Annotated in this window: 9 protein-coding genes; all 9 read left to right on the top strand. The window is 46.7% G+C overall.

Annotated elements, in window-relative coordinates; all coding sequences use genetic code 11:
* Positions 1-69 precede the first annotated feature (69 nt).
* The 9 genes from AC58PV_RS00235 (at position 70) to AC58PV_RS00195 (ending at position 15,688) form a co-directional block, all read left to right on the top strand.
* Positions 70-1,710 (top strand): type 2 periplasmic-binding domain-containing protein, encoded by a 1,641-nt coding sequence (locus AC58PV_RS00235; protein ID WP_497430285.1) that lies wholly within the window; start codon positions 70-72, stop codon positions 1,708-1,710.
* Between the two features lie 77 nt (positions 1,711-1,787).
* Entirely contained in the window at positions 1,788-2,765 is a 978-nt protein-coding gene (locus tag AC58PV_RS00230; RefSeq protein WP_497430284.1) for an ABC transporter permease, read from the top strand.
* A gap of 12 nt (positions 2,766-2,777) precedes the next feature.
* Entirely contained in the window at positions 2,778-3,650 is an 873-nt protein-coding gene (locus AC58PV_RS00225; RefSeq protein WP_497430283.1) for a carbohydrate ABC transporter permease, read from the top strand.
* Between the two features lie 42 nt (positions 3,651-3,692).
* The gene (locus AC58PV_RS00220; protein ID WP_497430282.1) at positions 3,693-6,803 is read left to right on the top strand and encodes a glycosyl hydrolase family 95 catalytic domain-containing protein; all 3,111 of its coding nucleotides are present in this window, start codon (positions 3,693-3,695) and stop codon (positions 6,801-6,803) included.
* Between the two features lie 87 nt (positions 6,804-6,890).
* Entirely contained in the window at positions 6,891-10,109 is a 3,219-nt protein-coding gene (locus tag AC58PV_RS00215) for a galactose-binding domain-containing protein (protein WP_497430281.1), read from the top strand.
* Between the two features lie 248 nt (positions 10,110-10,357).
* A complete protein-coding gene (locus tag AC58PV_RS00210; protein WP_497430280.1) occupies positions 10,358-11,977 on the top strand; it encodes a glycoside hydrolase family 10-like protein in 1,620 nt (539 codons plus the stop codon).
* Between the two features lie 21 nt (positions 11,978-11,998).
* Entirely contained in the window at positions 11,999-13,597 is a 1,599-nt protein-coding gene (locus tag AC58PV_RS00205; RefSeq protein ID WP_497430279.1) for a response regulator, read from the top strand.
* Positions 13,598-13,831: 234 nt separating this feature from the next.
* Positions 13,832-14,737, top strand: coding sequence for an ABC transporter permease (locus tag AC58PV_RS00200; RefSeq protein WP_068663776.1), 906 nt, complete (start codon positions 13,832-13,834; stop codon positions 14,735-14,737).
* A 30-nt stretch (positions 14,738-14,767) separates the two neighbouring features.
* Entirely contained in the window at positions 14,768-15,688 is a 921-nt protein-coding gene (locus AC58PV_RS00195; protein ID WP_497430278.1) for a carbohydrate ABC transporter permease, read from the top strand.
* Positions 15,689-15,710 lie beyond the last annotated feature (22 nt).

Raw genomic sequence — 15,710 nt, 5'->3', positions numbered from 1 at the left:
CGAGATGACGTAAACAGGATCGGTGCCCAATGAACGAAGCGTTACTCATATTAAAGGGAGGCTAGAAAAATGAAGACAAGATTAAAACAAGTAGGATCTGTGGTATTGCTTTCTGCCCTAGTCATTTCAGTAACCGCATGTGGCGACGATACGGCCAGCACAAGCTCATCGGCATCGCCACAAGCAGGTAGTGAAGCTCAACCGCCTAAGTTGACGAAATTATCCTACTGGGTATCGAATCACTCAGCTGTCTCCACGACAATGAAATCCTACGCGGAAATGGGTATGTATAAGGAACTTGAGAAAGTAACGGGTGTCAAAGTGGAGTTCCAACATCCACCGCTTGAGGTTCCGCAAGCACAAGAACAATTCAATCTGATGATTGCCACGAATGAGCTGCCCGATGTGATAGAAGCAAGTTGGGGGGCAACTAGCGGTGCGGTCATCCGTTATCCAGGCGGACCGGAGAAAGCGATTTTAGATAAGAAAATCATTAAGCTTAACGATCTCATCGATAAATACGCCCCGAACCTGAAGAAGCTGCTTGAGGCTCATCCGGATTGGAAAAAGCAGATTTCAACAGATGAAGGAAGCATTTATGCATTCCCATTCTTGCGTGGTGATGACAAAGTCAGAGTGTTTTTTGGACCCTCGATCCGTCAAGATTGGCTGGATAAGTTAGGCCTCAAGATGCCGACGACGATCGATGAGTGGTATACCGTGTTGAAAGCTTTTAAAGAGAAAGATCCAAATGGCAATGGCAAAGCGGATGAGATTCCAATCTATCTGGATAAAAATTTATTCTCAACCGACGCTCCTTTCCTTGGCGCATGGGGCATTAACTACAGCTTCTATCAAGAGGGTGGCACCGTCAAATACGGTCCGATTCAGCCTGAATATAAGGAATTCCTCGCAACCATGAACAAGTGGTACAAGGAAGGCTTACTGGATAAGGATTTCGCAGCTCCGAACGATAAGTTATTAGATAATAAAATGACCACCAACCTCTTGGGGGCCACAGCGTCCTTCAATGGTGGCGGCATTGGGAAATATGCCGGTCTCATGAAGGATAAAGATCCTAAATTCGATTTGGAAGCGGCTCCATATCCCGTGTTGAAAGCTGGCGACAAAGCGATCTGGGGTCAGAAGGATTTTGCCTATAACGGTGTTGGTGCTGCGATATCGGCTGTCAACAAGAACCCCATCGAAACGGTGAAATGGCTGGATTACGCGTATGGGGAGAAGGGCGATCTGCTGTTCAACTACGGGGTTGAAGGCGCGAGCTACAAGATGGAAAACGGTAAAGCTACGTTCTTACCGGAAATATTGAACCCGCCAGCAGGAACGAGCATTCAGCAGTCGATTGCCAAATATAATCGTGCAACATGGAGTGCACCTTTCGTGCTGAGCGATAATTTCCAATTGCAATATCTGGCGCTGCCACAGCAGAAGAAAGCGTTGGAAATTTGGTCGAAGCCAACAGCTGAGCGGAAGATTCCGCTCATTTCACCGACACAGGATGAGAGCAGTAAATTCGCTTCCATCGTGACGGATATTCAAACGTATCAAGATGAAATGCTCTTGAAATTCATCATGGGTGTAGAACCAATTGATAACTTTGATCAATATGTGAAGAAGATTAAGAGTATGGGCATCGATGATGCCACCAAGATTCAGCAAGGGGCTTTGGAGCGTTTCAATAAACGCTAAGGCATGATGTACCGGGGGATGAACGGCGGTTAGAGTTTATCCCCTTTTTCTAAATCGAGGAAGGGGTAGGGAAAACGATGAGGCATAGCCACGCACCTATAGAGGCCGCAGAGGCCATAAAGACAACGAAAACTTATCGCAATCCGACTGTTCTGGAAACAATACGTGGGGATTTGAAACGGCATTGGTCTATTTATGTTATGGCCATTCCCGTGCTTGCGTATTATTTGATTTTTCATTATGGACCCATGTATGGATTGCAAATAGCGTTTAAGGACTTCTCCCCAGCGAAAGGGATTCTGGGAAGTCCATGGGTGGGCTTTAAACATTTCGAGAGCTTCTTTAATGGGATTTACTTCTGGCGATTAATCAAGAATACCATCTTAATTAACCTCTATGATCTACTGTTCGGCTTCCCAGCAGCGATCGTTCTAGCGTTATTGCTTAACGAAATCCGCCATAGTGTGTTTAAAAGAGTCGTGCAATCGATCTCCTATTTGCCGCATTTCATTTCAATTGTTGTTGTGGCGGGGATGATGATTGACTTTCTAAGCCGCAATGGACTCATCAATCAAATCCTAGGCATCTTTGGCATGGAATCGATTGATTTCTTGCAAAAGGAAGGCTGGTTTCGCTTTCTGTTCGTTTCCTCCGGCATCTGGCAAGGCATTGGCTGGGGCTCCATTGTGTATTTGGCGGCCATGTCTACCATTGATCCGACGCTGTATGAAGCGGCTAGGATGGATGGAGCAAACCGCTGGAAGCAGACGCTGCATATTACGATTCCAGGCATTATGCCGACGATCGTTATCTTATTTATTTTGCAAATGGGAAATATGCTGACGGTTGGCAGTGAAAAGGTACTCTTGTTGTACAATCCACTAACTTATGGCACAGCTGACGTGATTTCGACCTACGTGTATCGCAAAGGGGTTCTAGAAGCAAGTTACAGCTTTACAGCGGCTGTGGGTCTATTCAACTCGGTGATCAGCTTTATTCTAATCGTAGCGGCCAATAGTTCTGTCAAACGGATTAGTGAGAACAAACTGTGGTAAGGGGATTTGCATATGAAACCAACCCGTGGAGAGCGTACATTCGGCTACTTCAACATCCTTTTCATGCTCGTACTTTGCGCGGTCACCTTATATCCATTCTTGTATGTGGCATTTGCCTCGTTTAGTGATGCGACATCTCTATTGCAGCAACGCGGTATTATGCTCAAACCGGCAGGCTTTGATCTAGGCGCCTATAAAGCTGTATTCCAGAACCCCATGATTGTAAAAGGGTATCAGAATACCCTCCTATATGTGGTTCTGGGTACGGCGATAAACCTACTGATGACAGCTATCGGTGCTTACGTATTATCGAGGCCCAATCTTTATTTTAAAAATATCATCATGTTTTTCATCGTTGTGACGATGGTTTTTCATGGAGGGCTCATTCCGAGTTACTTGCTTGTGAACGATCTAGGCATGATGAATACCATGTGGGCTGTACTCGTTCCAGGTGCAATCAACACGTTCAATATGATTATTATGCGTACGTCTTTTCAAGGCATCCCGGTCAGTTTTGAGGAGTCCGCTAGGATGGATGGGGCAGGCGATTGGAAAATTCTATTTCGCATTGTCATCCCGCTTTCGATGCCGGTCATTGCTGTCATGATCTTGTGGTATGCGGTAGGACATTGGAATTCCTACTTTAACGCGCTCATTTATCTGCGAAATAGGGAAGCTTATCCCCTCCAGTTAGTACTCCGTGAAATTCTGATCTCGAACAATACGGATTCCATGATGTCCGGTGGAGGCGACGACAAATATGCGATCGGTGAAACCATTAAGTATGCAGCCATTATGGTCTCGACGCTGCCGATCATCTGTCTGTATCCGTTTCTTCAGAAGTACTTCGTCCAAGGAGTGATGATTGGAGCTATTAAAGAATAAACATGCGGCGTATCACAGCGATAAATAGAAGGAGAGATCTGTGTGAGAGGCGTTACATTCGAGAATGCTCCGAGTAGTTGGAATGAGGCGCTGCCAATTGGCAACGGACATTTTGGGGGCATGGCGTATTTCGAAGAAAACAAGCTGACACTAGCGCTTAATCATTATGAGGTGTATTATCAGAAACTTCATCGTTACAGTCAGAAGTATCGGAATGGGGAAGGGCCTGATTTCACACGTCAGTATGGGCGGACATTGGAAGAATTGAGCGCACTGGCTGCTGATAGGTATCGTGATCCTGAGCAGGAACCTATATTTCTATACGGCGATGCCTTATCTGCTAACAGTATGTATAGGAAGTATGGCAAACCCTCGGGCGGCACTTCACATTATCCAACGGGGGAGATAGGGCTTTTTCCTTCTAAGGAGCTGGAAGAACCTGATGAATATTCCCTAAGGCTTGATGTTGAAAGGGCTGTAGTTCACCTGCAAGTGGCAAAGGATCATCAGCAGTTGCAGGTAGAGACGAGAATCGCCCAGGATGCTGACTTGGTTATCACCGAGATTAAGCAGACAGCTCCCTCCCTGATACAATCTGTTGCGTTGTCAGTTCCACAGGGAAGATATGTGGATATGCAGGTGGCGTATCATCGTCTAGATGAGCAGACTTTCTATTACCTAGGCAGCTTTTATCCGGATGGTGAGGACAGGGAGCACTATGGACCCTTCGCATTCATCGTGATGATGAGAATGATTGGGGCCAAAGGATCTGTTGTTTGTTCGGAAGGTTCCCTCCGAATCGTGCTTCAAGATGCAGAGTCCGAGATCACGTTGCTAACAACCGTGGTGACAGAGGAGGAAACGAAGGAACTCCTGCTTACTGCTCAGCGAAGACTGGATGAGGCATCATCCCACCTGCAGGAGCAGATCGTTCATCACCAAGAACATTGGCGCAGCTTTTGGTCGCGTTCTTCTATTATTTTGCCGGATAAAATGGTGGAAGAACTATGGTATATCAACCTCTATGCTATCGCTTGCTCCAGCGGCAAAGGGGGAAGAATGCGCGAGCAAGCATGTGGATTGAACGGACTATGGGATATTAAACAGCCGACCAAGTGGGGCAGTATGTGGTACTGGGACGTGAATATTCAAGCGGCGTTCTGGCCGCTGTATACGGCTAATCATCTTGAAGTGGCCGAAGTGTTCAATGAAGGGCTGCTATCGTATGTTGAGTTAGCGTCACAGATGTCGAAGCAGTTTCATGGTCTGGATGGCATTGCTGGAGATTATCCACATGCGTTGTATGTGAGTATTTGGCCATGGTGTGCTCAATTCTTATGGGATTATTATCGATACAGTATGGACCATGCGTTTCTTAGGGAGCAAGCGTATCCGCTGTTTAAGCAGATTGCCCATTTCTTCGAAGGTTATGTGCAAATGAATCCGCTGACTGGACATTATGACATCTTCCCGGATATTTCGCCGGAACAGGGGCCTCTGACCCGAAACTCAACCTGCAGTTTATCTGCGGTCAAATATGTGTTGAACATAGCAGTTGAAGCAAATGAATTGCTTGGTGAAAATGAGGATGATCGTCTGAAGTGGAAACATTTGATCAAAGGATTGGCTCCCTATCCTACAGCAGATTCCAATCGCTATGGGGATGTTCTGCGAGATTCAGAGTGGGCACCGGTAGATATGCATTTGCGGCATCCTTCGCTGCTTATGCCGATTTATCCGATTGGAGAAATCGGCAAAGATAGTGAGATGATGTTGAGGAAAAGAGCGGAGAACACGCTTCGCTATGCGGAACAACAGACCGAATACGGCATGTTTCAGTTCGGCTGGCTTTCCTGTGCCGCTTCGAGATTAGGCAAAGGTCATACGGCGCTTAGGCTGCTGTATGAGCAAGGGATCGACTTGTCACTGCGGAGCAACGGTCTGTTTGCGGAAGAAACCGAACGTTGGATGAATTACTGCAACATTACAAATGAACCGTTGTACCATCCACACATGATGGAGGCATCGGGAGAAGTGGTAGCTGCGGTGAATGAAATGCTGCTGCAAAGCTACCAAGGTGTGATCGAGGTGTTTCCGGCTTTGCCATCGGGCGAACTAGAGCAGGAACGGATGATTGGTTTGTATGATCATGCGGTAGAGACGAGTGTAAAGCGATATGAGGCATGGCGCGATTGCTCATTCCGGGGATTGCTAGCTGTTGGTGCATTTGAAGTGAGTGCTGAAAGGAAAGAAGGACGCACGACTTGGGTGTCGATCCGAAGCAAGGCAGGGAATAAGGTTGTTATACGCAACCCCTTTGAAGGGTCCACACACATCATAGTGACATGCAAAGTTGGTTCAGCTTGGCAGGCCATGGATGTTGTACATGACAAGGAACGAATTTCTTTTGAGACTGTGCAAGGCGGGGAGTATGCCATGTACCCAGCATCAGCATCTTACGAACCTGATCTGTATGGGGTAGCGTCGACATGCTTAATGGCCGAGAAGAAAGATCCTTTGGTTCATGTCGCCCATACCCATCGACGTGTATTTCTTGGCAAGAGCAGCGACACGCACCACTGTAGAATGCTTGATCATTTTACATTTGACTATTATTCAGGCAATTATCGGGAATCCAGACTGGCTGCTTATCGGCTTGATTTTGGCGTAGCTCCTCCTGTATTGGAGAAAGATTACACGAATGCGCTGCCAAGGCAAGTGCATATGGACGGTGTTCTTGGTCAAACGTTTCGCAAAATAAGCCCAGAGAATGTGTTCGAATCGTATACTGGAATCGGATGGGAAAGCAGAGAACATCTCCTTGCGATGGATCGTGAAATGCCTGACGAGCTGCGCAGAGACTTCATCGGCGGCACGTGTGAAGCAACGTTTATTGTGGAGCTTCCGAAGGGGCGTTATGATTTGTTATTTGTAACGGGGGATGAGATGGAACCATCGTATACCGAGATTGAGATCGTCCAGCATAGCAGCTGGAAACCCGAATTAGCATTGAAAGCCGGACAATATGCAACAGAAATACTGCCTGTCACACAGCGAAAGGATGGATATGTAAGAATCAAATTTAATAGTTGCATGGGTATGGCGTGGCGAGTAAATGTGTTGATTATCAACAAAAACTACACGTATTTATAGGCGAAATCACTGAAAGGGGGTGAGTTATTTCTGAAGTAGGTCAAGTGGTTGTTGCGTGACAAATAGGAATAAGATGGAGGTTGCGAGATGCGTGATACAAAGAAAGCGACTTTGACAAAATCACTAGCAATTCTAACAATCCTAACGGTGCAAGTCGTTGGGGGCGTTCAATCGGTGGCAGCGGCAACAGAGAAATTTCCTACGTATGTGCAGAATACAGCCGTTCCAAGTTTAACATTGGGCAGAGCGGATATTGCTGGCTCTGCATTCGTCGATAAGGACGGGGAATTTCACTGGATGTATTCACTAGCCGACTATTCGGCATCGGATAGCGGAGGGTCGTGGATTAAATACAACACGAATACCGACATGGGAGCCTTGAATACGAATTGGGGCACGACAACCATTTATAACTCGTATTGGAATCGTCCGGGAACTTTCAACTATAAGATAGATGAAACGTACGGAATTCCGACGCCTTACCAGGATGATCATAATGATGGCATCGGAGTATGGATTGATCCGGATACAGGATACTGGTATGCCTTGATTAATGATGAGTATCAATTCTCACCATTTGCGACGAATAATCCAACGAACAATGAGCGAATTGCTACAGGTATTCATAACAACCGTGTACTGTCTACCTACTCGACGGATAAAGGAGCTACTTGGCAATTAATTGGGCAAGTTGCCACTTCTCCATGGAACGATAGCAATGAAGCTGCTACCAGTACGAACTTTCCGGGCACGACTTGGTCATATGGTGTAGCTGGCACGCGTTTTTTTGTCGATAATGTTAACGGTTACTTCTATGCCCTCTACAACAACCATATTAATTGGAAACCAGGGTATAGCAACATTCTTACCTACTTTAGTCTTGCTCGGTCACCAATCTCTGCCAAAATGGCGGAAGGCTCTTGGGATGTGTGGTACAACGGGACATGGACGCGTTCTGCACTGAAAGGATATGCGGGTTGGATTGGCAGCCCAATGGGTGCTGGTAGCGATCACAATCTAACTGTTAACTATACACCAGCTACCGATAGTTTGACTTTAACGGGTACGGGCATGGACGGTTCCGCCCTGAACATCACGTATACGAAGCTAGCAAGCAACGGAGATTTCACCTTCCAAGATCTCGCAGGCAACACGTATACGGCGAATAAGACCACGGGAACGATTAAGAATGGGAGCGGAACCAGCATTCCTTCTGTCTCCTATTCGGATCCAGCACTGGATGCGACGATGACGATTTACGTCAAGAACAGTCAAGTCTGGATCGATCAAGAAAACAATTCGACGGGATACCTGACATCCATTCAAGCTGGTTCTAACGGCAATGCCGTATTCAAAAATACAGCGACACAACGCCTATTCCTGCCAGTCAATACGCAATATCAAAATGCTTTCTCCTATAATGCCTATAGTGGCAAGTACCGTTCTGTCGGTTATGACGGGTACGTGTACGAGACAGATGATTTGGGCAAACCCGACACATTTAAAGTGGTAGGTAAACTCCCTTCAACAGTTGGCAGTTATTTGTCTCAATTGGACACCGGCAGTTTGACGAATCAACAAGTCAGCGGGTCTTCCTTCCGGACGATTTCCGATTTGTCGGGTTCCCAGAAGAATTATACAGCAGCCGTACCTAGTGCAGGGCAGACGTATTACTCCGTTTATAATCCACCTAAAGATCAAACGGGGACAGCGGTTTCGGCATCCACAGCCTATACGATTCAAATAGGTGGAACGGCCCTTCAAGATGGCACAGCGGGACAGTGGCAATTCGTTCCTGTTCCAGATGAATTCGATGGTTCCAAGAACAGCGGGTTCTATCGCTTGCAGAACATTTCCACCGGGAAGTATTTGAAAGTAGCAGGATCGACGGCGCCAGCAACGCGGGCGATGGGTGCAACCGTGGTAACTGGTGGGGCTGATGCCGATGCGAATCCTAGCGGTAATGGTGGAAATGGGGCAGCAAGCGGCAGTGACCAGTGGTATCTATTACCTATCGGGAATGCAACGCCGGCCTATCTCACGCCATCTTCCTCTGCTGCTACGATCGCAGCAGCAACGAATACAAGTCTGGATGGTTTAACGACCTATCGTTTGGTCAACCGAGCAAGTGCGCTAGGTGTCGAGTTTACTTCAGGTCAAGCACGCATACAGAGTATGAAGTTTGGGGCAGGTAACCCGCAGTCAATGACGATTACGCCAGTTGCATCAAATCCAACTGTACCCTCGATACCAACTGGTTTCCAAGCGAACTCAACCTCTATGTCTCAGATTCATGTTAGTTGGCAACCGGTGACAGGAGCTACGGGGTATGATCTAATCGTTGATGGCTCCTTGGTAAGTAACGTAAGCAACCCCTATGCACATTCAGGGCTATCGGCGGGTTCCACGCACACGTACACGGTAAGAGCCAAGAATAGCCAAGGCTCTGGCATGTGGAGTTCATCTGTAAGTGCTGCTACAGGTACAGGCATTGTCTCACAAGGCAAGACAACGACGGCAAGCTCTTATCAAACAGGCAATGAGGTCAACTATGCCAATGATGGGAACACGACATCTACCCGATGGGCTGCTGTGACGAATACGAATCCGCAGTGGTGGAAGGTTGATCTAGGCAGTTCCCTGCCGATTTCCAAGCTCGAAAGCTACTGGTACAACAGTTCGACCTACCCAAGATCGTATCAGTATCAAATAGAAGGCAGTAATGATGATGTGACGTATACGACAATCCTCGATCGAACGAGTAACACGACACAAGGATTAACGACAGATACATTTAATGCGACTTACAGGTATGTGAGAGTCACGGTAACAGGCTCCAGCTATAGCGGTGGAAGTGCGTCCGCCTACGAGTTCAGAGTATATGAAGGCACAAACCCAACAGGGCAAGTTGTTTCACAGAGCAAGACAACGACGGCAAGCTCTGTCCAAACAGGTAATGAGGTCAGCAATGCCAACGACGGTAACGCAACGTCAACGCGGTGGGCGGCTGTCACCAACACCTATCCGCAGTGGTGGAAAGTCGATCTTGGAAGCAGCATGGCGCTAACTAAGCTTGAAAGCTACTGGTACAACAGCACAACCTATCCGAGGTCGTATGCCTATAAGATTGAAGGCAGCAATGACGACGTGACCTATACAACCATTCTAGATCGAACGAGTAATACGACCCAAGGATTGACCACAGATACCTTCAGTGCCACTTACAGATATGTCAGAGTTACCGTAACGGGCTCTAGCTACAGTGGTGGAAGTGCATCCGCCTACGAGTTTAAGGTATATAATTAGTTTGGCAAAGAGAGGCCGTTTCTTAGGAAATGGCCTCTCTTTCGTTAGGGGTTGATGTGTAGTTTATACATCTAAACACCACTGACCAGCTAGGCTGGTTAAACAAGCTCTGCCATTTCTGATAGTGAAGACTTGTTTTTCCTGTTCTTCCACATCAGATTACCAAAGGAAGTCATGAAAGCCCCCTAGGAAGAGAAGGCTGTCTATGATATTTTCTATACCAAACACTTACAAGGGGAGCTTGACCCATGCCTAATCAGGAAATCGAACGTTGTTTAGAGCAGGTAGCAAGTCATATTACAACTGCAAAGAGAAGGATAGAGACGAACTGGGAGCACTATATCAACGCCCCATATGACGTGGCTAGGCATCATCTAGCAAGAGCCGAACAGCTGCTTGAAGAGGCGCGACAGTTCGCTGCTACCGATACGGAGAGTTGTCTAAGTAAGGCGACGCTTGCATCAACGGAGGCATGGGAGGGATACCTGCATTCCCTACCGAGTCGAGTAGCGGAAGCGCGAGGAGTCTGGTATCGTCCCGTTGAGAAAAGTCGAGAAGAAGTGAGCCGTACGTTGGATCGCATACAAGCGGCTGGTTTCAATGAGTTGTATCTGGAGACATGGTTATGGGGATACACGATTTTCCCAAGTCATACGGCAATGAGACATGGGATCGAAGCACAGCATCCTGCTTTTCATGGGTATGACCCATTGGAAGCATTCGCCCAGGAAGGAGAGTCTCGAGGAATTGCAGTCCATGCGTGGTTGGACGGATTTATGGTGGGTGTCGACCCAACGGGAGGACCTGTTCTGCGAGTTTATCCAGAGTGGTCTGCGCTATCCTATCGACAAGCGCATTCACAGAAGCCACTACCTCAGGAGGAGACAGGTTATTATTGGCTTGATTTGACCAATCCTTCCGTTCGAGCGTATTTCATGGACATTATTAGAGAGATTGTTTCTACATACGCAGTGGCTGGTATTAATTTGGATTTTATGAGGTTCCCGCATGGGGACGAGGATTGGCAGCATAATTATTGCTTCAGCAAGCATGCCCGAGAGGCCTTTGAACGTGAACATGGAAGGGATCCGTTGGAGATAGCTAATGAGCAGGGGGATCTTTGGATGACATGGGTGAGATGGCTGGAGCGACAGGAGGATGATTTTGTTTCGCAGCTGTACAAGGAATTGAAGCAGATCAACCCGAATTTAGTTGTATCGGCTGCACCGGAACCGGGAGCGGAGTCTACTAAAATTGGTAGTTGGTCGCAGCACGTTGATATCGTTATCCCACAGGCTTATCATTCAACAGCCTCGGAGGTTCGCCCCTCTGTCCAATTACATAAAGAAGAGTTGATGCCTGGTAATCTTGTATACAGCGGTATTTACCCGATGTATGCGCAATTAAGCGCTCAGGAAACGATCGAACAGGTACTTGCAGCGCAGGATATCGACAGGGGTACGGTCATCTTTGCCTTCGGCCAAGCGACGGACGATATGATTCGCGCGCTGCGACTCGGTCCATGGCGAAACGCTGCGATATCCACGGGATTGTTCCCACTGCGCGCGATTCAAGCGTTGTTGGAGGCGGTCAAAGCGGATGTGGAACACGTTTACCTTCCGCGTCTTGCGGTTGATGAGCATGCTGCGATTGCCATTGTGGATAGGTTGGATGCGTTTGTTGTTGTTGTTTTACAAAACGAAGGGGCATTTCCCATTTTGAATGAAGCGTTAGCAGAGTTACAGCAGTTGCTATCCCAACATCAAATGAATGAGGGGATCCATCCTGTTGTCGTGCAACAATTGATGAATACACTACAAGGCGTACAAGAACTTCTATATTACGCACAGAGGAAGCAAGTGAAATAATTTCCGAGTGGAGGTCTCTGGATGAATTTATTAATCGTGGAAGATGAGATCCGTCTCCGAAATGCGTTAGCGAATAACATTCCATGGGATAAGCACGGTATTGAAGTTGTGGGTCAAGCTGGCAATGGGACGGAAGCACTGCGAATGATTGACCGTAAAAAGCCAGACATCATTCTGCTGGATGTACAGATGCCAGAAATGGATGGCTTAACGCTAGCCAGACATTTGCGCCAAGTGGATCCATTGTTGAAAATTATTGTACTGAGCGGTCATGATGATTTTGCTTACGCCCAGGAGGCACTCGGGCTTGGTATCATGAAGTATTTATTAAAACCAGCGGGTGATGAGGAAATACTGGGGACCGTGCTCGAAGCCGCAGAGAAACTGCGAAGTGAGCTTGAGCAGCGTCATAATGAAGATGAGTTGAAGTTGAAATGGAAGCTGCATCTTCCGCATTTGGTTAATGAATTTTTCCAAGGTTTGTTGAATGGGAAGTACGAGAACTGGGAGATTAGTCAGAAGTCGAAGGATTTGCAGTTGAATTTGCAAGAGGATGCTGTTTACGCTGTGACGATTATGGATATGGACCCGATTTCAGAGACGGACAACCGGTTTAGCCGCAAAGACATGTCATTGCTGCAATTCTCGCTCAGCAGTATTGTTAAGGAAATGCAATCGTCTGCACGTTGTTGGGTTTCTACCACCTATACGGGATGTACAGTCATCATTTTTCAAGTGGATCGTGAAGAAGAACCTCAATTGGCGCTGCAAAAAATAAATGCATTAACCGAAAAATTGTTATTTACGGTAAAAAGCTGTCTCAAACTTAGTGCCAGTGCGGGAATCAGCGGGATGACCGGCAGGTTAGCGGATATGAATAAGCTCTATATTCAAGCCGTACGTGCTCTACAAGATCGCATTGTACTGGGCCATGATCTGGCGATTCCTTACCGGGCGGAGCAAGGGAGTGATCCGGAACTGACGTTTCAGCCGAACCATGAGAAAACGCTTGAAATTGCGCTTGAAACAGGTGATGGGGATACCGCATTAGAGATGTTAACTGCGCTTTGGAACGGTGGCATGGCGAAAGCGGAGACCGTAGATGAAATTCGTGAGCATATTCTGTATTTTACTTGTTTATTCGTAGGCATGATTCAAAAGCAGGGATGGCCCGTACGGGAAGTAGCTGGTGAGGATTATGTTTATTTCCATAACCATGCGGAGCTGGCTTCTAAGGAGCAGATCTTCAACTGGCTGCAGCGGATGATCAAGGCCTATTTGGCCTATGCCGGTGAGAGGCGCAAATCGACCAGCCATGGCATGATCAAAACCATTCTTAGCCTCGTGGAAAACGAGATCGACCAGGAAATGACCTTGCATGCTGTCGCAGACAGAATGTATGTGAATTCCTCCTATTTGAGCCGTCTATTTAAACAGGAAACGGGTAAAGCCTTCTCTACCTATGTGATGGAGCGCAAAATGGAGCGGGCCAAAGCGATTCTGCAGGAGGGCTCACGTGTGTATGATGCCGCATCTGCCGTGGGGTACAGAGATGTTAGTTATTTTACAAGAGTATTCCGTAAATACTGGGGTGTCACGCCTGGGGAAATACGTAATTAATAACCAAATAAGATGGTAAGCGTCCTTCTCGGATTTCTCGGGAAGGTTTTTTCTTTTTCCTATTCGAGAAGTTATGAAAGTACCAAAACAAGTAATATTCCTCTAATTCGCATTAAAACGCGGGATGATACACTAGGTTTAGAAAGTGATCACGAAGGAGGAGGCACCTTGAGCGAAACGAATACGACGGAAGAAGCAGTCCCAGCTACCAGTAAAAATGTTAAAAAAAGATATATGCGTCAATTGGGAATCGATGTCAGGAAAGATTGGGATCTCTATCTCGCACTCCTGCCTGGCATCGCATTTCTCCTGCTGTTCAAGTACACCCCCATGTACGGAATTATCATTGCCTTCAAGGATTTTAATATTTTCGATGGGATGGCAGCGAGTCCATGGGTTGGGATGAAGCACTTCGATAAATTGATTTCGTCGGCAAGTTTTTTGCAGGTATTTCAGAACACGTTACTGATCTCCCTTTACAAAATTGTGTTTCTCTTCCCACTACCGATCGTTATTGCGATCCTGCTTAATGAATTGAAGAACATGGCCTTCAAGCGAAGTATTCAAACCGTTGTCTACTTACCTCACTTCCTATCTTGGGTCATTGTCAGTGGATTATTCATCGATTTACTTTCCACGAATGGTGGTATCGTGAACAAAATGATCGTCGCCATGGGCGGTGAACCGATTCGGTTTTTCTTAGACAGTCAAATTTTTCGTTCTGTGCTCATTGGGACGGCTGGCTGGAAAGAGACAGGTTGGAACACGATCATCTATCTAGCTGCCTTAGCAAGTATTGATCCCGGTTTATATGAAGCAGCTAAGATCGATGGCGCTAACAAATGGAAGCAAATTGTACATATCACGTTGCCTGGTCTGATCCCCATTATTTTGCTCATGTTCATACTGCGTCTGGGCTATGTGTTGGAAGCCGGAACGGAACAAATCCTCGTCATGTATAATCCGAGTGTTTACAATGTCGCAGACGTTATTGGCACCTATGTGTACCGAATTGGACTCGGTGAACAGGATTATAGCTTTTCGACAGCTGTAGGGGTATTCGAATCTGTTGTTGCGTTTATTCTGATTCTAACGGGGAACGGACTGGCACGAAAGTTTTTTGGACGAGGTATCTGGTAAATGATGCATCCAGCATAAGGAGGATCTGAGATGAATATGAAGGGCAGTTTACAATCTAGGCACAGCAGAAAGTCCTCAGCCATCCCATTATCGCTTGGCGAGAAAGTGTTCACTGTGGCTAATCACGCCATCTTTATTTTATTGGGCTTATCAACCATTTTTCCGTTTGTTAACCTCATTGCCAAATCATTAAGTAGCGAGGCGGCTGTTGTTTCGGGGATGGTGAGTCTATATCCGATTGATTTCCAAATAGGGACTTATACGTATGTGGCTAGCAACGCTATGTTTCTAAGTGCCTTTACGATCTCCGTTACCGTAACGATTGTGGGGTCACTCATTTCGCTTTTCATGACGACACTAGCCGCATATCCGCTCTCCAAACCAAGATTAAGGGGACGGAAGTTGTTCATCCTCATGTATTTATTTACGATGCTGTTCAGCGGTGGTCTGATTCCAACGTATCTGCTTATGCACAAGCTCCATCTCATTGATAAGCTCCCGGTTCTCTTCTTACCGTATATGATTAACGTCTACAATATGCTCATTGTCAAAAATTACTTCGAAAGCCTGCCTGACAGCCTGGAAGAATCGGCCAAAATGGATGGGGCCAGCAATATGCGGATATTTGCACAAATTATCTTGCCTCTTTCGATGCCTGTACTTGCGACGATTGCCTTATTTTATGCGGTGACATTCTGGAACGACTATTTTACATCGCTTATCTATATTAACTCTGCTGATTTGAAGCCGTTGCAATTGTACTTGAAGGAATTGTTCGTCTCCTCCACGGATACATTCATGCGGACGAACGTCGATGCCTCATTGAACGTATCACCGCAGTCGATTCAGGCGGCCTCGATCATACTTGCTACACTTCCAATCGTATGCGTGTATCCTTTCTTGCAAAAATATTTTGTTAAAGGTGTCCTGGTAGGTTCTGTGAAGGGATGATATCACTTGTGAAGGGTGGTGG

The sequence above is a fragment of the Paenibacillus sp. J22FR83 genome (assembly GCF_059691955.1).
The sequence above is the reverse complement of the archived record's forward strand: the minus strand, read 5'-3'. Positions and strand labels throughout refer to the sequence as shown.

What these genes read in the sequence shown, in the direction of transcription:
- AC58PV_RS00235 (WP_497430285.1), top strand. Translation starts at nt 70, where the DNA reads ATGAAGACAAGATTAAAACAAGTAGGATCTGTGGTATTGCTTTCTGCC.
- AC58PV_RS00230 (WP_497430284.1), top strand. Translation starts at nt 1,788, where the DNA reads ATGAGGCATAGCCACGCACCTATAGAGGCCGCAGAGGCCATAAAGACA.
- AC58PV_RS00225 (WP_497430283.1), top strand. Translation starts at nt 2,778, where the DNA reads ATGAAACCAACCCGTGGAGAGCGTACATTCGGCTACTTCAACATCCTT.
- AC58PV_RS00215 (WP_497430281.1), top strand. Translation starts at nt 6,891, where the DNA reads ATGCGTGATACAAAGAAAGCGACTTTGACAAAATCACTAGCAATTCTA.
- AC58PV_RS00210 (WP_497430280.1), top strand. Translation starts at nt 10,358, where the DNA reads ATGCCTAATCAGGAAATCGAACGTTGTTTAGAGCAGGTAGCAAGTCAT.
- AC58PV_RS00205 (WP_497430279.1), top strand. Translation starts at nt 11,999, where the DNA reads ATGAATTTATTAATCGTGGAAGATGAGATCCGTCTCCGAAATGCGTTA.
- AC58PV_RS00200 (WP_068663776.1), top strand. Translation starts at nt 13,832, where the DNA reads ATGCGTCAATTGGGAATCGATGTCAGGAAAGATTGGGATCTCTATCTC.
- AC58PV_RS00195 (WP_497430278.1), top strand. Translation starts at nt 14,768, where the DNA reads ATGAATATGAAGGGCAGTTTACAATCTAGGCACAGCAGAAAGTCCTCA.